17 protein-coding genes are annotated in these 19,091 nt (G+C 57.6%); 1 reads left to right on the top strand and 16 read right to left on the bottom strand.

The features are described from left to right. Positions 1–107: 107 nt before the first annotated feature. From HF931_RS00835 to HF931_RS00780, 12 genes are all read right to left on the bottom strand, one after another. Positions 108–782 (bottom strand): hypothetical protein, encoded by a 675-nt coding sequence (locus HF931_RS00835; protein ID WP_034741805.1) that lies wholly within the window; start codon positions 780–782, stop codon positions 108–110. Beyond that, positions 779–3,871, bottom strand: a complete 3,093-nt coding sequence (locus HF931_RS00830; protein WP_034741808.1) for an HsdM family class I SAM-dependent methyltransferase — start codon at positions 3,869–3,871, stop codon at positions 779–781. The genes HF931_RS00835 and HF931_RS00830 overlap by 4 nt, the downstream gene beginning before the upstream one ends. A gap of 96 nt (positions 3,872–3,967) precedes the next feature. Further along, complete coding sequence (locus HF931_RS00825) at positions 3,968–4,483, bottom strand: hypothetical protein (protein WP_146740241.1); 516 nt, start codon at positions 4,481–4,483, stop codon at positions 3,968–3,970. 218 nt (positions 4,484–4,701) lie between these two features. Continuing rightward, positions 4,702–6,606 carry a DUF3363 domain-containing protein gene (locus HF931_RS00820; protein WP_034741820.1) on the bottom strand — a complete coding sequence of 635 codons (1,905 nt, stop codon included), beginning with the start codon at positions 6,604–6,606 and terminating at the stop codon, positions 4,702–4,704. Next, complete coding sequence (locus tag HF931_RS00815) at positions 6,603–7,343, bottom strand: S26 family signal peptidase (protein WP_146740240.1); 741 nt, start codon at positions 7,341–7,343, stop codon at positions 6,603–6,605. The genes HF931_RS00820 and HF931_RS00815 overlap by 4 nt, the downstream gene beginning before the upstream one ends. 81 nt (positions 7,344–7,424) lie before the next feature. Next, positions 7,425–7,640, bottom strand: coding sequence for a helix-turn-helix domain-containing protein (locus HF931_RS00810; RefSeq protein WP_045695780.1), 216 nt, complete (start codon positions 7,638–7,640; stop codon positions 7,425–7,427). 243 nt (positions 7,641–7,883) lie between these two features. Continuing rightward, entirely contained in the window at positions 7,884–8,207 is a 324-nt protein-coding gene (locus tag HF931_RS00805; RefSeq protein WP_034744474.1) for a DUF736 domain-containing protein, read from the bottom strand. A 453-nt stretch (positions 8,208–8,660) separates the two neighbouring features. Further along, positions 8,661–10,640, bottom strand: a complete 1,980-nt coding sequence (locus tag HF931_RS00800; protein ID WP_051615562.1) for a ParB/RepB/Spo0J family partition protein — start codon at positions 10,638–10,640, stop codon at positions 8,661–8,663. Between the two features lie 35 nt (positions 10,641–10,675). Further along, positions 10,676–11,152, bottom strand: a complete 477-nt coding sequence (locus tag HF931_RS00795; protein ID WP_045695779.1) for a hypothetical protein — start codon at positions 11,150–11,152, stop codon at positions 10,676–10,678. A 3-nt stretch (positions 11,153–11,155) separates the two neighbouring features. Further along, a complete protein-coding gene (locus HF931_RS00790; protein ID WP_273241479.1) occupies positions 11,156–11,572 on the bottom strand; it encodes an antirestriction protein ArdA in 417 nt (138 codons plus the stop codon). Positions 11,573–11,575: 3 nt separating this feature from the next. Beyond that, on the bottom strand, positions 11,576–13,306 hold the full coding sequence (ltrA, locus tag HF931_RS00785) for a group II intron reverse transcriptase/maturase (protein WP_273239838.1): 1,731 nt from the start codon (positions 13,304–13,306) through the stop codon (positions 11,576–11,578). A gap of 3 nt (positions 13,307–13,309) precedes the next feature. Further along, positions 13,310–14,053 (bottom strand): antirestriction protein ArdA, encoded by a 744-nt coding sequence (locus HF931_RS00780; protein ID WP_273241477.1) that lies wholly within the window; start codon positions 14,051–14,053, stop codon positions 13,310–13,312. 287 nt (positions 14,054–14,340) lie between these two features. On the opposite strand from HF931_RS00780, the gene HF931_RS00775 reads away from it, so the two are divergent. Then, complete coding sequence (locus HF931_RS00775) at positions 14,341–14,775, top strand: GNAT family acetyltransferase (protein WP_034742719.1); 435 nt, start codon at positions 14,341–14,343, stop codon at positions 14,773–14,775. A 328-nt stretch (positions 14,776–15,103) separates the two neighbouring features. On the opposite strand, the gene HF931_RS00770 is transcribed toward HF931_RS00775, so the two are convergent. The 4 genes from HF931_RS00770 to HF931_RS00755 form a co-directional block, all read right to left on the bottom strand. Beyond that, positions 15,104–15,922, bottom strand: coding sequence for a DNA -binding domain-containing protein (locus tag HF931_RS00770; RefSeq protein WP_034742714.1), 819 nt, complete (start codon positions 15,920–15,922; stop codon positions 15,104–15,106). A 298-nt stretch (positions 15,923–16,220) separates the two neighbouring features. Next, positions 16,221–17,270: a 4-hydroxy-2-oxovalerate aldolase gene (gene dmpG / locus HF931_RS00765; protein WP_045699438.1), complete on the bottom strand. Its 1,050-nt coding sequence runs from the start codon at positions 17,268–17,270 to the stop codon at positions 16,221–16,223. Next, positions 17,270–18,217 carry an acetaldehyde dehydrogenase (acetylating) gene (locus tag HF931_RS00760; RefSeq protein ID WP_045699440.1) on the bottom strand — a complete coding sequence of 316 codons (948 nt, stop codon included), beginning with the start codon at positions 18,215–18,217 and terminating at the stop codon, positions 17,270–17,272. The genes dmpG and HF931_RS00760 overlap by 1 nt, the downstream gene beginning before the upstream one ends. Before the next feature lie 12 nt (positions 18,218–18,229). Further along, complete coding sequence (locus HF931_RS00755; protein ID WP_034738348.1) at positions 18,230–19,018, bottom strand: 2-keto-4-pentenoate hydratase; 789 nt, start codon at positions 19,016–19,018, stop codon at positions 18,230–18,232. Between the last annotated feature and the right edge of the window lie 73 nt (positions 19,019–19,091).

Here is a 19,091-nt window from a genome sequence, read left to right as displayed (position 1 = left end):
GTATTCGTATTATCGGCAAAGAATGGCAGGCTTAGTACTCTGATCAACAATCGACGTTGGCGTACGGTCCAACAACAGCCGTACGCGGGATTGCCACGTAGCTAAGACTAAGGAGTAGGCCAGCCGAGAAATATGTGCGCTAAGCGTATGGGTGCGCGATTGTTCGAGCGATCATGGTCTGTGTCGAAGGCAGCCAGCGCGATTACTTGTGATGGCTGAGTGATTAGCTTGCTGCTACCGTTCTTGCGCTGTCGAAGTTTCGCCTCGTATGATCCATCGCTTAAGGAGTGCTGGAGGTTGGGCACAATTTTTTCTTCGGGACCTGTTAGTAGCGCTACCATAGCTGCTGCAGTTTCATCTTGGCTGTAATATCCGTCTACGAAACGGCCCATACCATCATCACCCAGGTATGCCTTTCGGCTCGTCACTGTATGGCTGACTTTTTTGAATTCAAATACGAACACCATGGTTTGTTGGTCGTCGTTCCAATGAAAAGAGATATCCGTGCGCTTTTGCCAGATGATATCTCCGGACTCGACATCAAGATTTCCGACCTTGTTTTCGGCACTCCAAGATCCCAACAATCCGCGTTTGCGAGCTACAGTATCACAATGAAACTTTAATTTTGCAGTGAGGCGATCTTCTCGATCTTTCGGTTGGAAGCCTGGCGCGTTACGGCGAACAAGTTCCTGCCACGCTTGCTGAAGCGTTGCAGCAGCAGCTTCTACCGGTTGCCGCGGAAATGCGGAAATCCAGTCCGGCGGCGCCCCTCCGATAGTCATGCGACCTTCGCTGCTGCGTTGTTGAATTGAACTTGTTCGACAATTGTTTCGGCATCGCGGAACGCCTGTCGTAATGAGAAGTTGCGCCGGGTCAGGGGCCTGGCGATTATCAACGCGTCGTCGGTCCACACAAAAGCATCAGGCGCTAGTCCAAGGCCGAACCCGGCAGAGACCCGGCCAAATCCGTCGGCGCGGGCCTGATTAAGCAATGCCATCAAGGCATCGCTGTCGCTGCGTGCATTTGCTTTCGAGCGGAGAGAATTGTTCTGTTTGTAATAAATCCTAATTGCTCCCATTCCGCCCGCAGCGTGTGCGGAGCTTGAAAGAGCAGAAACATCAAAACGTCCATTGCCGTTTGTGCGGGCTATCCAGACGTCGAGTGCCGTCGCGAGTGCACGAACATAGGAACGAACGTCAGAAAGACCGGCGCGAGTTTGAGCTGGTGTGTCAAGATTACCGAAGCTACGCGGTCGGATTGATGGCAAAAGAAGCGCCACCGTTTCGGAGATGATTGCTCGTTCGAAGGCATCAATTGCAAAATAGTCGAACAGGTGCTCGTCGATTTCCGATTCCATATCTTCATATGCGCGGCGTTGCTCTAAATCTGGCAAACCTTCCAGTTTAAGCATCAACTCGACCGTTCTATCGAACGCCCTACGTGCTACCTCAGGCTTATCCGCATTCTCAGGTTCGTGGAATGGGAAACCGCCGATGTCTACTAGCCGGACCGCATTTCGCTCGCACAACATTGTCCAGGATCGGAACATAAGGACATATCGAGCCAACGTCGAACGCAAATAGGCTGCTACGAAGCGTAGGAGACGGGCGTCGTCGTGGGGGCCTGAAATAACACCCACACTCGCCGTAAAACTCGCTGTGCTTTCAGTGTACGCAGCCCGAACTGAAAGATCTTCTTTGGAAAATCCATCAGTATACAGAATGCGTGGACCTTTGAAGACTTCAAGGACTTCGTCAGAAATGTGGCTTACTTGATCAATCTCCTCGGGCCAAGGCTGTAATAGATCAGGATGCAGTACGGGGACACCAGCGCCCAGTGCGGTTGTGGCGACATGGGGCATTCCTCGGAGAGGCTCTGCGCTCACTGGCTCACGTTGCCGATCTATTATGTGAATGCCTTTGCGTGCTTGCCAGCGCCTTGTTTTTTTCGGGCCACTCCAATAATCGCCGAGTTCTCCGAACACCCCAAGTCGATGGAGTAAGGATTGGTCGAACGCGTCACCCCACATGAATACAGTTAGGATATCTTGCTGGTCGATTACTGCCCGTGTCGCAACGCTATGGCGATCGTTGGAAGAAAGTGTCAAGCGACCGTAGGCCAAACTCATGTCAGCCTTCGGCACACAGTAGTCAAACCGTTCCTCAACAGCGATCACCACTGGACGGGAGTTGCGCTTTTCAGCCAATAGCACGTGGCAAGTGTGTTCGGCGGAAGGAAAGAGTAAATTTTGAAAATCACCGAAGTTGATCAACCGGATTGGACGAGCAGTCTCGAATAGATGTTTCACGAAGGACTGCTTCGATGGCCCGAGAAACAAATTAATTGGAAGGATCAAGCAAAGGCGCCCGCCGTCGGAGAGAAACTCCAAGGCTCTGATTGAGAACGCCGCAGCAACTTGCCGATGTCCTACGGGGGCCTTCATCTGTTGTGCCCAAATGTCGGCGCTCGTCACGTCGCTGCCGCGTGGCTCGATCCATGGAGGGTTGGAAAGGACAAGAGAAAATGTGCGACCGTTGAATCCGTGGTCCGGGCTAAAAAAGTCACCTGTGGCTCCGAACAGAAGATTCACCCCTTTCAGCGTAGGGAGTTTCACTCGCTCTTTGCTCTGTGCTTCGCGGATATCTGACGGATCAAGGCCCTCCAATAGGGATAGATATAGACTGAACGCCGTCACACGACATGCCATTTCATTGATATCTGCGCCAAAGATGTGCCTGGCCAGCAACTGGCGGCGTTGCTTGAAACTAAGCGGCGAACCCTCGCGTGCTTCTGTCAGTGCGATCATCCGGCGAAAAGCTGTTGTCAAAAGAATTCCAGAGCCACACGCGCCATCGAACACTGTCTCCTGCAGTGGATCGGCCGACGCGCTGAAAGCCTGGTCAACAGCCAGCATTGCTAGGTGGCGTGGCGTGTAATAGGCGCCTGTTGACGATTGTACGTCTTCTGAAAGAAAGGACTCATAGAGTCCCGACAGCAACTCGACGGGAATCAGACTAAAATCGTAGTTCCAAAAGTCGCCTTGGCCGGTACTCATATCGGTGCGGTTAAGAAAACGTTCCAGCGCTTCAAATCCAAAAGCATTGAGAGACTGCCATGGATCGTGTCGGTCATCGCTTAGGAAGTCTCCGTTGAAGTCTTCTTTGAGCCTGTCAATAAGGCGGCGCACTCCGCCAATGTCGCGTTCTGTAACCAACTGATGCAGGCGTCCAACCTTATGGTGAGAGCGATATACGTCGCTGACTATGCCGCGATGTTCAAGATAGGAAACGAACAGCACCTGACCCATGAGTAATTCAGCCAGACGTCGAGAAAAATCGTCTACTGGTAGCTCGCCGTAACCAGCCTGCGCCACCTCGCGCACACAAACCGACAAGTTTGTGAGAAGCATGCGATCAACCCGATCCCCAGCGTCGAACCATTCTGGGAGACGGCGTGCGAGACTGTTTGAGGATACGTCGAAACCGGAGAAAGGCCCGTCTGGACGTGCTTCTTCCGCAGTGACAATTTCTAGTGAATCCGGAGCCTTGATAACCGGTCGAACCAATACCCGGTCACTGTCAATTTCCAAGATGATTTGCGCTAGGTTCTGATTCCACACACGCTGCCGAACATGGTTAAGCTCTACCTTCGTAAGCGGAGTTCCATCTCCACTTACGAAAACCACGGTAGGGACGCCGTCAACATCGAACACAGCCCGGGCACGAATCGAACCGTCCTCGGCAAGCAGAGCATTCAATTCTGGCGCATATGGGTGGCGCGGGTCGACATCGGCAGCGCTACGATGGAGAGACTTTCCAAAATCGGCATAACCGAGACGTCGGAGCCATTCGTCGAAGATCGTGTCAGTCATTGGGGAAACCTGTTGGACTAGTGCCTAACGGCATAGAACAAAAGACGAACATTTGCCAGTGATTCGGTAGCCATTTGACTGCACGGGGCGCACGTTTCATGCTTGCCTCCGTCCGACATCACGCCCGCTACGCTCAAAGTCGACTCGCATAGTTCTGATTTCGGTTGCCGGAAATAAGTCAAACTGTTGCGATCGTGTTCGTGGGCTTGCTTTACCGAACGCTCCGCAAATGGCTTCCAGATGGTCATGAAGAGGTAGTTTGAGAAAGGCACAAGTCGGGCCAAACTCATCGGCCCGCGATAATCTCCACGGTTCGCTTGGGCTGCAAACAATGGCGGTTCCATAAAGCGCCAGAAATGAATGTTCTGAAAGCACCTCACGTAACTCGGAAAACTGCGGCGCATGGGCTTGGAGTTGTAGGTGAAACTCCTCTTTCAGCTGATTGGCAATCCGAATGATGAGTACTGTTCTCCAACTGAACTTTGCCGCATTGCCCTTTCCGGCTGCGGGTATATCTGCGGGTATTAGCGCACGGCGCCGCGTCCACTCGCGCAGAACCACAGCGGACAAGCCAGTCAATTCGATTACCTTGGATGTTGATACGTAAATCACGTGGCCCTCGGAAATGGGTCTTCTGCCCATTCTTAGTTAAGAGTGGGTAAAGGACTCGTTCTCCTGAGTAAAGTCTAATGGACGAACAGAGCCTTGGTGTGGCGGCGCGGAAGGGCGGCGTTCACGCTGCGCGTCGCCATCTAAGTTCGGATTGCATACACAAAGAATGATTGGCTCAAATAGTAATGGAGGCACTGGCCAAACTAGTGCTACCAATATTAATCCGCTATTCCAATCCCGCGCCCCAGCGCCCACGAAATCCGTCCCCCGCGCACGACACCCGACACGGCCATCCCGCGCCGCTGCTCCAGCACCTGCCGCCAAGGTACAATCGTAAAATCCCTCTGCCGCTCAATCACCGCGAACTTCCCACTCACCCGAGACACATGCTCGCGATACGTACCATCGACATGTCCTCGTTCCGGCGCTGGCGAATATGGCTTACCGATCTCTACGCTCAGCGTCCGGGCAGCTCGCGCGAAATCTCGCTTCATCAACTCCGTCTTCTGTGCCGCAGACAAGCCAGTGCCAGCCGCTACCTTCATTCCAATCCCCGTCAGAAACGCCCGTCGCTTCACCTGCGCCTCAGCCACCTCTTTTCCGAATCCGAGCGGCACGCCAGACGGGGCAGGGACGTCATCCAGCCAGGTCACACCAAGGGCCGTTTCCTGATCTGCCAAGCCAAGCTCCGAGCGAACTAACACCTGCGCCGCCCGTAACCGCGCCTGTGCCCGCTCGTACGAACTCGCTCGGTCTAGATAATCCGGTGGAACCTTCCACTCCGCATCAGCTGAACGCTCTGCATGACCAGCCCGCCGCAAAGCCTCCAGCCGTCGCACATGAGCCGCGACAAATTCCGGGCTGTATCGGGGATCGTCCGCCTGGTGCAGACCTGCCGAATAGCTCCCACCATTCGCGCGTGCGATCCGATCAATCGTGATGTCTGACGGCTTCGGTTCAATGTTCGGCGGAGACACCGTCACAATCGCCCCGCGCTTTACTTCCTCGACCTCGCCGGCGACACCCAGCTCCACAAACACGGCGCGCCCATCCAGACCGTCGATGATGACATAGGTCCGGTCATGCGCTTCACCCGTAAGACCCGTCTGAAGAACCACGCCCGTCACGCTCCGCCCGCCGGGATCGGACTTGTCGAAGATAGCGTCCGTATCGAGCCGCCGGTCACCGCGTCCGGCAAGAGCACGGTTCATCGTCTTGATGATGTCGTGCCTTTCCGACAAGCCCCGCAAAACCTCGCGGAAATTCTCCTTCATCTGCCAGCGTCCAGCTCCGAGTTTCTCTGCAAGCCCAAGCCGTTCCAGAGTCCGCAGCCGCGCGGCATGCAAAGTACGATACTGTGAAGGACTATCCTTCAACCGAAATTCCTGTTCGGGACCTACCTGACGCGCGATAAAATGATCGATCCGTGTCACGCGCTCGGCAGCGATATCCGATTGAAGTTTGCGCTCCTGCTCGAGCCGAGTTTCAGGCCCGAGTTCCAGCGTTACAAGGTCCTCGGCCCGCTCCCGGATCCCATGCGAAATATACGCCCGCGGCATGACAAGGTCAGAGCCATCTTCACGCCGCCCCCGGATGACCAAATGCGCATGCGGCCGGCCCGTATCATGGTGGACTGCGCCGACCCATTCGAGCCGCGTCCCCAGATCGGTTTCCATCTGCGAGACGAGATCACGGACGAAGGGCTTGAGGTCTGCCATTTCGGCGCCGTCTTCGGGCGAAACAATGAACCGGAAATGATGCCTGTCTTCGGTAATGGATTTGACGAGATCGGACGCGTTGGCATCCTCGCTCATGGCGTCAAACAGTTTCCCGCGATCCTTCTCTTCCAGCGCTGCGTCGCGCCGGATGTATCCGATGTGGGCTGCCAGTGCCGCCACGCTCGATGCCGACATGCGCACAATGCGTGCCTTGACGATGACGCGCCTCTGCCCACCGCGTGCACCGATACGGGGCCGGGCGGGAAGGGTAGTGCGGCGAACGCCGCCGACGGACGACAGCGCCTTCGTCATCCGCGTCAGATAGGTCTTCGCGCGCCCCCCTGATCCGGCAGACCGAATCCTGCCAGGTCTGGGAGTGAAGGGATTGTCCTGCGGCGTGCTCATTTGAACCGATCCAGCGGAAAACAGGCCAGTTTCTGCGAATGGAACCATGCCAATCTGTAGTCCTTGCTGAGGATTCCATCAAACCACAGAGCTACACACTGAGGCATGGAACCATAAAAATCGATGTGCAGACAAGGTGATAGACCCTCATTGGCTCCATGAGCTTTTATCTTGCATTCCGATCTGTCCCCATTTTTCCCAATCAACCCTTCTGCATGCTCCTTCCGATCACCGCCTATCCACACCGCACGACCAATGATGTCGCCCTCCCTGACCGCTCCAAAATACCGTCCATCAAAGGAATCCGGTGTGCGATCAGAAAGGAGCAGAACCTCTTCTGCCTGAAGCTGCCTGCAGCCCGTCCAGGGAGACGGCAGGGCGCGTCCCATACTATCTGTTGATAGCAGGCGGACAGTCGAAGTCCCGTTGATCTGTAACACACCCTTGATCTCACAAACCGTGTCGCCTTCGAGCGCCCGGACGTTCTTGATGACGGGGATGCCTGGCGCAAGATAGCGCCTCTGGATCGCGAGTCTCGAAGCGGCCTCTGGCAGGTTCGAGACAACCAGATCACCCCGCGAAATCACCTCCAAAGGTTCGACGCGATACCACCCAAGCGGAGCACTTTCGCTCGGATTGTAGAGTAATATGGGCGGTAAAACACCAGTCGCCGGAAGGCCTGTCAATGCCACTCCGAGCACAGAAATACCGCTCCAAAATACTGCGCGGAGGCTCATGAAAAGCCCCTCCAGTTGCTCGAAAGAAGTCTCCAATTGGCCATCGACAATGTGATTGAATCTGTTCTCAATGCCCTGATTTCAAGCGCCATGACCGCCTCCCCGGGACCTATTCCAGACGGTCGAATAATCATTCAAATCATCGACATGATAGACGACGGTGCCGCCATGTTTTCTGTATTGCGGTCCATTGTTCGACCAGCGCCAGTTCTCCATCGTGCGAACCGTGATACGCAGATAAGCCGCCGCCTCTTTCGTCGTCAGGAAAGGACTTGGACGTCCTTTTGCCTCGTTCATTCCCCGTACCCCGTCTTGCCGGGCACAGATCAACGTGGCGGCTTCAACACGTCCCAGAAAACAAAAGAAAATTCTAATTGGGAGTCACGAAGATATGCGGCTCCGCGGCGATACCCTGTTTAACCATGCGCAGCGCGCATGACTTCGTAAGCATACAGATGCCCCTCTATCGAGCGAATTAAACATGCCAGAAGCCGCCCCGGAATGATCTCCGGAGCGGCCAGTTTGGCGATGAGTGCGGGGCTAGTCCTTGGGGTTCCAGAGGATCACGTGGCGGCCTTTCTTGCCTTTGACCGGTGCGAGGTTCGCGTAGATGCGGCGCGGGCCAATCTGCGGATCTGCGAGGGTCAGGGAGACGTATTCGCGGCCGGAAGACTTTGCCTTGCGCATCCAGCCGCCGCCGATTTCGGTCGCGGTCTCACCGGCGAAGATGCGGTAGTCCGGCTGGGCCTCTTCAGCTTTGTCCGCGTTCTTTTCGATGCGGATGGCGGCTGAGAGGTTCATCATTGCGAGGGCGCCTTCGAAGCCGGTTTTGGTTTCGCTGACATATCCGAGTGCGTTTGCCATGGGGGTCTCCTTTTCGTTTCCGTGGCTGTCTTCGAGGGACACCTTGTCCCCGTCGACGCCGGACCGCCCGGACGGCGCGGGGCGGGCCTGAACCTGCAAGGGCGCAGCAAAGCGGAGCACCGGACAGGCGCATGAATTTGTCTCGCGAGGAGCCGCAAAGCGGCGGGGAAATTCGTGGGACTGTCCGGTTTCAGGGCCGTTTCGTGTCGTCCAGGTCACACGGCAATAGACGGGAACAAGGGGTCTTTCGGGGCAAGCGGAGAGCGGAACAGACCGCTTTGGCAATCGCACTCGGAGGCAAAAAGAAACCCACAGACGGGCGATTTTTCGGAGGCGCATCTGTCTTGATCTGAACCGCAGGAGTACACACTCATCCGGTAGAAGCATGTGGAAATGCCGCCCGGCATGCTGCCGAACGGCTTTCGCTTCCACGGACAAGGAGACTGCAACATGTCAGGCGGCGTCCTGCTCTGCGACAGACTGGTCTTCGGGAGAAGCTTCGTCCTCGCCAGAGGTAAACAGGCTGGCGATCCGGACCCATGCATCTGCTGGCGGCGACCCTGCGTTTGTAACAAGGCGCGTAGGCGGCACCTGCATCCATCCCGGACGCCAGCCCGGATTGGCCTCACACTCTTCGCCAGTGATCCGGTTCCAGACCAGTTCCTTCTGGGCTTTGCCCGTGTCTGTGAGCGCTGCTTTCGCCGTCGATGGAGACGCAATGTCTGCCACCATGGCGTTAATGGCGCGCTTGTCCCGAACGAGATCAAGGAAGACACGCTCCGGCTTCCAGTAAGCGGCCATGTCGGTTTCGGTGGCGACAGCGACGGCTTCCACAACCGGGCCGCCCGCTTCCAGCGTATCCGCCATCACAAAAGCCAGCACGGTCAGGGTTTCCGCATCGTTCATTTCGAGCAGCGCCGCAAAGACCTCGCTGAGGTGATAGGCGTCCCCGTTTGCGCGCAGGGATGCGACCCCATGGGCGTCAAACAGGCTGCGGACATGGTCCCCGGCGGCCCGCATTTCTGCGGCGGCGCGTGATGCCTCCACGCTGGCCTGTATGTCCTCCTTCCGGGCGAGGAAGTCGTGCCGCCTGACAGTCCAAAGAGCGGACCCGACCATGGCATGCGCCACCATCAGCCGGAGGGCGATTCCAGGGTGTCCAAGCAAGGTTGTACGCGCTGCGCCATGGCGGTGGAGGGCAATGTATTGTGCGAGCGGCCCGGACATTTCGGGCTTGGTGTCGGCTGCTTCCGCATCACCGTCCGGCCTTGCGCGCTTCTCCAGTTTCCGGGCTTCGGCCTGCGTAATGTAGCCCTCATGGAAGGTCACAGTGCCATCATCGCGGACTTCGACAATCACGCTGCCGCCCTTCGTCCGGGGGCGCTTCAAATACTCCCAACTGGCAAAATATTTCCCGCGTTCGAGAACCTCTACATTGCGCCACCCGGCGTCAATGTAGGTCTCGACCTTGGCCGCAAGCGCTGCCGATTGGGCTTTCCAAAACGTGTCGGCCTCTGCGAAGACACCTGTCTCACCGAAGAGGTCAGCTGCCACTTTGCCTTCATAGATCGCCAGATCAAACAGCGCCTTGTCGGTCGTGATGGTGGCCCCGCCCGTGATCCATGCCTTGCAGGCGCGGCCCATGGGCGCGCGCTCTGTTTCACTTCGAAACAGGGCCAGCCAGTCTGCCTGCTGGTCCTTCGTAGCAAGTGTGAGCGCGCGGATTGTCTCCGGGTCGATTTCGTCTTTGGCGTAAAGCGCACGGATCGGGCTGGAGAGATTGGCGAGGGCGAGGATACGCCGGACTTTCAGGTCCGTGACCCCGAAATGTCCGGCAATCTCTTCCACCGTCCGGCCTGCATGCGCCAGCTTTCCGAACGCATTGTATTGCTCCATTTCCGTGGCGGGCAGGCGGGCGACATTTTCGATGAGCGAGGCCTCCACCGCTGCGGCGTCGTCATCCGCTTCCATGATTGCGCACGGGACGGCGATTGACTTGCCGGTCTCAGCGGCAATGACCTGCAAGGCATGGAAGCGCCGCCGTCCCGCGACGACGCCATAGCCATCACCTTCGGGGCGCACCAGAAGTGTCTGGCGGATTCCTTTCTCCCGGATGGAGGGCAAGATGTCGGAGACATCAGGCGCCTTGCGGTTGTGCCGCATGTTGAGCTTGCTGATATGGAGTTGCTCAAGGGGAAGTGTTTTCAGTGCGGGTTGTGCCATGGGATTGTCCTCCTGTTCTGGCGGGTAAAGTGAAAGGCCAAGCGCCCATGCCGGGCCTTTCCAGTTGATCGGGCTGAAGGGGAGGCCTTCCGCGTCGCGGTTTGCGTCCGGATCGGTCTCGCCCCAGTCATAGTCATGCAGGCCAATCAGCGGCGCGCGGCCATCGACCCAGATTTCGACGACGCGGGACTCCTCTATGACGAGGGTCATGTGCGGACGTGGCCCTAATAGGTCATCCAGCGCGCTCATGCCTGCGCGACCCGTGCAGGTGCGGACGCCATCAAACGCGCTAAGGCTCTGTGCCCGGCTTGCAAGGCTTCGGGGAGCAGTTCGCATGCGACTTCAGTCAGGTAGGCGTTCTCCGACCTCGGATCGTTGGCCTCTATACCCCAGATGCTGGCGGCATGAGATTCCAGTTCCACGCTTTCGCGTTCAATGGCGAGCACGATTCCGCAATAGAACCACTCATCCTTGCGCCACGCGTCCATGACGGCTTCGGCGTCTGCTTGCGCCTTCGTCAGCCGCTCGCGGAAATTGTTTCCGGGTCCGATAAATCCCGGGTCGCCAATATTGAGCGATGGCCAGAATCCGTCCTGGCGCTCGTCTGGACTATCCGGACAGTCGTCGCGGACGATCCGCGCGGTGACGCGAAAGCCGTCAATCTCGACGGCAATGCTGTCGCCCTCGCACACATAGCGGTCAAATCTCTCCCGGAACGCCATGACTCAGCGGCTCCAGAAAATGTGGACTTCATCAAAGCCCGTCTGGAACACCATGATCTCGCCATTCATCGCCATGTCGCGGGCAAGCGCGGTCCAGTCGATATAGTAATCGAGCGAGGCCGGAATCTCTGTCCCGCTGTCGCGCGTCACTTCCTCGGCAAAGTCTGCGGCGCTGCGATATTCGCCTGCATAGTCTTCAAACGCGGCGTGAGCCTGTTCAAGGTCATCGCCGAATTCGCGGTAGAGTTTCGCTCCAAGGCTCCCGTGTTCGGTGATGAAGTCCGCAAGGGCGCAAACTGTCTCGAAGGAGGCATATTCGGAAATGCGCGCGCCTTCGAACCCCTCATAGTGTCGGGTAACAGGTCGGCGTTGCCGCCGACCCGTCCCCTCAGAACCGTGCTTGCAAGTTTCCCCGCACACGGCTCAAGCAAGTCCCTGTTGTGCCGCGCGGCGGCAGTCGGCGTGGACAAGTCGCAGGTTCCGGTAGGAACCGTTCGTCCTGTCCCCATCCACATGAGACATGCGGATGGTTTCGCCATTGTAGAGGCTCTCGCGGCAGGTCGGGCACGTGTGCCGTTGCCGCTGCGCAACCTTCTGCCAACTGCGCGTGAGGTCAGTCCCTCCCATCCGGCGGGTCCGGTTTCGCCAGTAGTCGGCGAGAGACGGATCGTCGGGAGAGTTGCGGTGCTTCACCATCGTCCAGCGCACGATTTTGATCGCGGCTGGATGGATCATGAACGCACCAGACTGCTTGTCCATAAAGGTGTAGCTGAAGTTCGGGCAGTTATAGTGCCGCCCGAAGTATTTCCGCATCCACCAGTGTTTCAGCTTCCTCGCATGGGCACGGTGGCACCAGCGACGTTGCCGGACATGGACATAGTGTTCGATCCCCGAGAAGATTTTCCCGGCGACACTGTAGCGGTAGTAATTGCACCATCCACGTATCACCGGATTGGCAGCTGCAAGCAGCTGCCCCTGATCCGAACCGACATGGGCGCGGAACAGGTCCCTGAGCTTCTTCCTGAACGCTTTGACGGCGTCCTTGGAAGGTTTGATCAGGGTCTTCGTGCCAGCGGCGCGGTCTGCCACCTTGTAGGAACGGACATTGAAGCCGAGGAAGTCGAAGCCTTCCCGTATGTGCCGGATGCTGGTCTTCTCCTCGGAGAGGTAAAGACCGCGCCCGGCGAGAAAGGCCGCAACCCGTGTCCTGGCCTCAAGCGCTTGCGTCTCGGTGTGGCAGATGACGACGAAGTCATCAGCATACCGCACAAAGACAGGGCAGTGAGGTTTCACGTATGAGGCGCTCGTGCCTCCGCGATACTCAATGCCCAGCGCTTCTTCCATTCCATGCAGGGCGATGTTCGCAAGTAGGGGACTGATGACCCCGCCTTGCGGTGTGCCCTGCTCGGTGGCGTGGAACACGCCATCTTCCACATAGCCTGCCTTCAGCCAACGGCGGATCATTCCCCTTGCGGGGAAGTTGCCGATGGCCTCCATCAGGGCGTCGTGGTCGATATTGTCGAAGCAGCCTTTGATATCGGCATCAAGAACCCAGACCCGTTTGGACCCGGATTTCGTTGCCAGATATATCCGCTCGATGGCGTCATGGACGCTACGACCGGGCCGGAACCCGTAGCTTGTCCCCTCGAACTGCGCTTCCCAACAGGGCTCAAGTGCATTGAGCACAATGGCCTGCTGGCACCGGTCGATGAGGGACGGGATTCCGAGCGGCCGCTTCTTACCGCTCGCTTTAGGGATATACACCCTCCGGGCTGGAAGCGGCTCCCATGCCTTGAGGTTCCCCAGCTGGTTCGCAAGGTCGGCCCGCTCGGTCGGCGTCAGTGCGGTTCGCGCATCGACACCGGGAGAGGCTTTCCCGCGATTGATCTGGCTGACCCTTCGGATGGAAACGAGCAGGTTCGCCCGGCTGCGCAGCATCAGCTTTTGCAACGAGCGAACCGTCTTCCAGTCCCGCATTTCAGTCGCCCGATAGATTCTCCGGCGCAGCGTCCTGACGGTTCGATAGGCGGCAGGCCAGTCAATGGTCTGCCATTGAACAGTTCCGCCGCTTACGATCAGGCCTTGCGGCCCGTCCATCTTTTCACGAACGGTTCGGTTGCTGTTCCATGAGATTACGGGGGACTCACCAGTCATCTGTCAGCACCCTTTCAGGTTGGGCATGGCCCTATCCGCCGGGTTATGTATTCCCCGTGCCTTTCGGCTGGCGGCATTTGCTTCTGATAACTTCCTACACCCGCTGAGGAGTTGGGCGGCTCTTGCGAGCCGCTTACCGAATGCTGTTGCCAGCGACCGGACCTCATCGGGGTTACTCAGTTCCGCATCTGTGAGATGCGACCGGGTTAGGTGCCTGCTATACGCCGGGGAATATCGACCTTCCGACTGAGGGATCCACGTGCCCCCAGCCCATTCCCTTGCTCCCCGTAAAAGCCACTTCCGGGGGACTGATGGGTAACGACGCATCAACACAGATTCACTTTCGTTCACCATACCGGTCTTCTCCTTGGGCGGTTCACCGGCGTGTGGCTGCCAGCTCCCCGCTCGTTTCCGGAGGCTTCGCACCAGCCGGTTACCCAGCTCGCACGCTCCGGCTAGAAATGGTCGAGAAGGCTCGACCAGAGGCATCCCTGCCTCACTCAACAGATGCGACTTTCTGGTCGCACCATGAATTGACCATTCCTCCGCACCCGGTTCAGGCGACGCCGCCAGCATGGCGCGGACGCCCTGCATCATCTCGTCCGGTTCTGTCGCGTCGATCCACGCCCCGTGGAGCCGTCCATTATTATACGCGGCAAGACAGGCGACATAGATGCGGGGCGTGTCCCGCAAATCTGGTCCGGTCGCTGTTCCAAGGGGAGCGGGAGTCTCGTGTGAAGGGGTCATGTCAGCCTCGCAAAATTGAACCTCGCCCGCGTGCCTTTCCCGGCAGGCGGGAGGGGGCGGACGAAAGGTGCGGGCGCCCGGGCGTATGAGGGCCGGGGGCAAGGCGGAAAGGTAGGAGGCACGGAAAGAACCGGCGGACCCAGGTCACCGGCGCCTTGCGCGCGGGCCGCGCCCGGGCAGACGCGCCGTCCGCCCCCTCCCGGCTGCTGGGAAAGCTTGTCCACGCTTTCAAACACCAAACAGGCAGGCTGGTGCCGTGGATACGAATCCTTCCAGACCCGACAGCCATGGCCTTGGATATACGAGACTTCCGGGAAGCTGACCGCGCAGCGCTGATTGCGCTTTGGGAGGCGTGTGCGCTGACCCGGCGATGGGACGACCCGAATGCAGACATGGACCGGTCGATCGCATCCCGCGATGCCACGATCCTCGTCGGTACATTAGATAACGATGTCATTGCCAGCGCCGTGGTCGGCCATGACGGCCATCGCGGCTGGATCTACTATCTGGCTGTCAGCCCAGACCGTAAAGCCTGCGGCCATGGGCGCGAAATGATGGCCGAAGCCGAGCTTTGGCTGACGGCGCGGGGGACGCCGAAGGTGCAGCTCATGGTGCGCGGGGAGAACGAGACCGCGACTGCCTTCTACAATGCCCTCGGCTACGAGCGCCAGGATGTGACCGTTCTCGGCAAATGGCTCATGCCATCGCCCGAGGCAGATTGAGGTATCGAGAGGCCACGCGCGCCTGACCCCTCTGGCCGTAAGGCCAGTGGGAAGCAAAGCGCGGCCCCCGCCGGCGAGCCCCCGCAGCGCGCGGCGACCCGAACGGGTGGCCGCGTGACCGGAGACGAGCCGGGCCCGGTCAGGTGACGTGGACGAGGTGGAGGGCTCTCGTCTCCCGGACAGCCCCGCGTCAGCAGGCGGGGGAGGGGCGATGCTTACAAGTGCTTTGAGATACTAAGAGGTGTCTACCAGTTCGTAAGCCGCTAATCGAAATAGAGCGTTCGACCGGATGACGTCGTATGCGCTCTTCGATGTGCGGAGGGGCAGGTCAAAGGTTCTCTTCCAAAAGGGAGAAATATTCGCCGTCCCGAAGGCGCTGGCCCTTGGCGAGCAGGCGGGCCATTTCGGACTTCATGGCGGACGACGGTCCGCCCCATTCTTCCGAGATGCGCTTCTCACCATAGAAAATCGTCGCGGTTTCACGATAGGTGAGTCCCGCGTCGTGGGCATCCAAGGCGACAAGAGCGTTGCGATAGCCGAGGCCCTTGCGTGACCAGACAGGAGGCGACATGTCGTCGTCGCCGTAGACCTTCTGGGCACGGTTCAGCGCATTCACGTGATCCTGCATTGTGCTGAATCCCGAGATGGAGAATTCCATTTTTACAGGCTCGAGGGACAAGAGCGACTTGCCACTGCACCTGACCTGGATCGAGCACTTCTTACCTTTGACAAGGATGTGTTCGTGCTCGAAGGCATCCACGAGATGGATGATCTTGCAGAGGCGCGTGCTCTTTTCGAAGATTTCGTCGATCTCGCCGCGCTCTCTTTCACGCACGTGAACGGCGACCTTGCGGGGATAGGTCTTGTCGGACCAGAAGACATGCGTGGTAAGGGCCGACTGATCTGGGTTCGGAAAATAGAGAAGTCCCCAGTCTTCGGCTTGGCGGTCCTGCTCGCAAAGCCGGAGAAGCTGTATGTCACAACATGCCGTTCTTGTTTCAAAGTCAGGTTGCGCAGCATAGGCGGCGGCTTTCAGCGCGGAATTGCGCCGGGCGAATTCCCAGGCCCAGTTCCCGCGTGAGAGATTGGCGGTGTAGTCATACCTGGCGAGGGTATCGTTCAGGTCTTCTATCGTGTGAACAAGCATGGATCTGCCTCCCGCGTCAGGGGAATGCAGAAGGCGTGCCAATTTCAATTTATCATGGAAACTTCAAGGTTGCTCGCTTAGGTCAAAAGGCGATGAAAAAGTGCGCTCACCGAGCCAAAAGCACTGTACGCACATAAGCAGATTGAGCGTGTTCTGACTGCGCCGTTCGTCCAGACAGATTGAATCTCGCAGCCGTCACAATTACAACAGGCTGCATCGAGAGATTGATACCAGATAGATGATTGTAGTCTCGCATCGTGACCGCGATGCAAGACAACAGTCAATAAAGATTGGTCGCTCACGTCGCAAGTTTTTGAGTGGATTGTTGTTCTTTCAATATATCCAGGGCTACGTCGACGATCATATCTTCCTGGCCACCAACCATACGCCTACGTCCTAGTTCAACCAGGATTTCACGTGTATCGATCCCATAATCTTTCGCTGCCTTCTCTGAATGCCGGAGGAAGGACGAGTACACCCCGGCATAGCCCAGCGAGAGCGTTTCGCGATCAACGCGGACGGGGCGGTCCTGGAGTGGGCGGACAAGTTCCTCAGCGGCATCCATGAGCGCGAAAAGATCGCATCCATGCTTCCACCCCTTTCGCTCGGCGGCTGCGATGAACACCTCAAGCGGTGCGTTTCCGGCCCCGGCACCCATGCCGGCCAGCGAAGCATCCACGCGTCTTGCGCCATGTTGAACGCCGACAATGGAATTGGCGACGCCAAGCGACAGATTGTGGTGGGCGTGGATACCCCGTTCAGTTTCCGGCTTCAGGACTTTTTCGTAGGCTTGAAGCCGTGCGATGTATCCATCCATGTCGAGCGCGCCGCCACTATCGGTGACATAGATACATTCGGCACCATAGCTTTCCATCATGGCGGCTTGTTCAGCCAATTTCTCAGGCTCAACCATGTGGGACATCATAAGAAAGCCAACCGTGTCCATACCCAGATCTCTGGCAACACCGATATGCTGTTTCGATACGTCGGCTTCCGTGCAGTGTGTGGCGATCCTGACAGACCTGACGCCAAGCTTGTAGGCATGCTTCAGCTCCTCGATCGTTCCGATCCCGGGAAGGAGGAGCGTGGTCAGTTTCGCCGTTTTCACTGAATCTGCGACGGCTTCAATCCACTCCCAGTCTGTGTGGGCACCAAAACCATAATTGAAGCTTGAGCCATTCAGGCCGTCTCCATGTGCAATCTCGATTGCGTCGACCCCGGCCTGGTCAAGGGCGGCGGCAATCTTGCTGACGTGCTCGATACCGTATTGGTGTCGGATCGCATGCATCCCGTCGCGCAGAGTGACGTCCTGAATGTAAAGATTGTCGGATTTTGGATCGAACGCCATCAGGCAGTCTCCTTGGCTAGCCGCTGCGCGGCGATCTTCTCAGCGGTCGCAATGCCAGCTGACGTCATTATGTCGAGATTTCCCGCGTATGCAGGCAAGTAGTGGGCCGCACCCTCGACTTCCAGGAAGACGCTGGTCTTGATGCCTTCAAACGTGCCCAGGCCCGGAATCTTGACCGGGTTGTTCGAGCCGAACCGTTCGAACTGAACCTTTTGCTTCATCCGATAGCCGGGCACATAGGCATTGACCTTTGCAACCATTGCTTCGATTGAGGCCTCAATTGTCGGCTCATCTGCGCCACTAGAGAGGGTGAATACCGTATCGCGCATGATCATCGGAGGCTCCGCCGGGTTCAGGACGATTATGGCTTTGCCTTTCCGGGCTCCTCCAACCTCTTCTATACCCTTTGAGGTGGTCTCGGTGAATTCATCAATGTTGGCCCGCGTTCCCGGCCCGGCTGACTTGGAGGCGATGGAAGCGACGATCTCCGCATAGTGGACTGTCGCGACGGATGCTACTGCTGCCACGATTGGGATCGTCGCCTGCCCGCCGCAAGTGACCATGTTGACATTTGACGCATCCAGATGCGCGTCACCATTGACGACGGGTATGACATACGGCCCGATCGCCGCAGGCGTGAGGTCGATCATCACCTTTCCGGCGGACGTGACGACTTCATTGTGCCGCTTGTGTGCGCCAGCAGATGTCGCATCAAAGACAATTCCGATTTCGGGCCACACGTCGAGCTTAACGAGACCCTCAATTCCTTCATGCGTGGTCGCGATACCCATGCGCTTTGCCCGGGCAAGGCCGTCCGAGTCGGGATCGATCCCGACCATCGCGCCCATTTCGAGACCCTTTGACTTGCGTATGACCTTGATCATGAGGTCAGTTCCGATATTTCCGGATCCGATGATCGCAACCTTGGTCTTCTTGAGAGTTGTCATTTCCAATGTCTCCTATTTCGCCGCAATTGCGAGGCGAACCGACCCAATACCTTCGATATCTGCTTCAAACAGATCACCAGGCTCCATTGAGGCCATCGGGCCAAGAGCACCTGTCAGAACGACGTCGCCGGCCTTGAGAGGTGCTCCGAGCTCTGCGCATTTTCGTGCGAGCCAGAGTGCGGCGTTTAGCGGATTTCCAAGGCACGCGATGCCGGCGCCATATGAAACCGGGCGTCCATTGCATTTCATCACCATGCCAGCATTGACGAGATCAAGCCCATGCAGTGCACGAACAGGACCGCCCAGGACATATAGGCCTGATGAGGCGTTATCCGCGATCGTATCCGAAATGCGGATATCCCAGTCCTTGATACGACTGCCCACAATTTCGATGGCAGGCACGACGTGGTCTATGGCTCGGATCAGTTCGCTTGGCGTTGTATCCTGCGCGTTGATGTCCCTGCCGAGTATAACGGCTATTTCAGCCTCGGCCTTGGGTTGTTGAGTTGCTGACAACGGAATTTCATCACCGTCGCAATATTCCATATCCGCATAGAGGACGCCAAAATCGGGCTGGTCTACGCCAAGTTGATTTTGGACTGCCGCTGACGTCAGGCCAATTTTCCGGCCAACAATCCGTCGCCCTGCGGATACCCACCGGGCTGTGTTGATCGCCTGGACCTCGTATCCGGCTTGCGGATCAAGACCAATGAGATCACGCACTGGCGCGCAGTAGGTTTGTCCAGCGTGTGCGTTGAACAGTGCATCCGCAGCCTTTTGAATTTCATCTCTGGAGATCATGGTCTGGTTCGCGTCCGTAAGTAACTTGGAATGTAGATCGCTAACTACGCGATATACTTGACACTGCAATCCG

This window comes from Hyphomonas atlantica corrig. (assembly GCF_017795365.1).
Taxonomy (GTDB): Bacteria; Pseudomonadota; Alphaproteobacteria; order Caulobacterales; family Hyphomonadaceae; genus Hyphomonas; species Hyphomonas atlantica.
Note: the sequence above shows the minus strand (reverse complement) of the source record. Positions and strands in the feature narration are given on the sequence as shown.

Coding starts and splice junctions, on each gene's coding strand:
- HF931_RS00835 (WP_034741805.1), bottom strand. CDS start 782: ATGACTATCGGAGGGGCGCCGCCGGACTGGATTTCCGCATTTCCGCGG.
- HF931_RS00830 (WP_034741808.1), bottom strand. CDS start 3,871: ATGACTGACACGATCTTCGACGAATGGCTCCGACGTCTCGGTTATGCC.
- HF931_RS00820 (WP_034741820.1), bottom strand. CDS start 6,606: ATGAGCACGCCGCAGGACAATCCCTTCACTCCCAGACCTGGCAGGATT.
- HF931_RS00815 (WP_146740240.1), bottom strand. CDS start 7,343: ATGAGCCTCCGCGCAGTATTTTGGAGCGGTATTTCTGTGCTCGGAGTG.
- HF931_RS00810 (WP_045695780.1), bottom strand. CDS start 7,640: ATGAACGAGGCAAAAGGACGTCCAAGTCCTTTCCTGACGACGAAAGAG.
- HF931_RS00805 (WP_034744474.1), bottom strand. CDS start 8,207: ATGGCAAACGCACTCGGATATGTCAGCGAAACCAAAACCGGCTTCGAA.
- HF931_RS00800 (WP_051615562.1), bottom strand. CDS start 10,640: ATGACCCTCGTCATAGAGGAGTCCCGCGTCGTCGAAATCTGGGTCGAT.
- HF931_RS00795 (WP_045695779.1), bottom strand. CDS start 11,152: ATGGCGTTCCGGGAGAGATTTGACCGCTATGTGTGCGAGGGCGACAGC.
- ltrA (WP_273239838.1), bottom strand. CDS start 13,306: ATGACTGGTGAGTCCCCCGTAATCTCATGGAACAGCAACCGAACCGTT.
- HF931_RS00780 (WP_273241477.1), bottom strand. CDS start 14,053: ATGACCCCTTCACACGAGACTCCCGCTCCCCTTGGAACAGCGACCGGA.
- HF931_RS00775 (WP_034742719.1), top strand. CDS start 14,341: ATGGCCTTGGATATACGAGACTTCCGGGAAGCTGACCGCGCAGCGCTG.
- HF931_RS00770 (WP_034742714.1), bottom strand. CDS start 15,922: ATGCTTGTTCACACGATAGAAGACCTGAACGATACCCTCGCCAGGTAT.
- dmpG (WP_045699438.1), bottom strand. CDS start 17,270: ATGGCGTTCGATCCAAAATCCGACAATCTTTACATTCAGGACGTCACT.
- HF931_RS00760 (WP_045699440.1), bottom strand. CDS start 18,217: ATGACAACTCTCAAGAAGACCAAGGTTGCGATCATCGGATCCGGAAAT.
- HF931_RS00755 (WP_034738348.1), bottom strand. CDS start 19,018: ATGATCTCCAGAGATGAAATTCAAAAGGCTGCGGATGCACTGTTCAAC.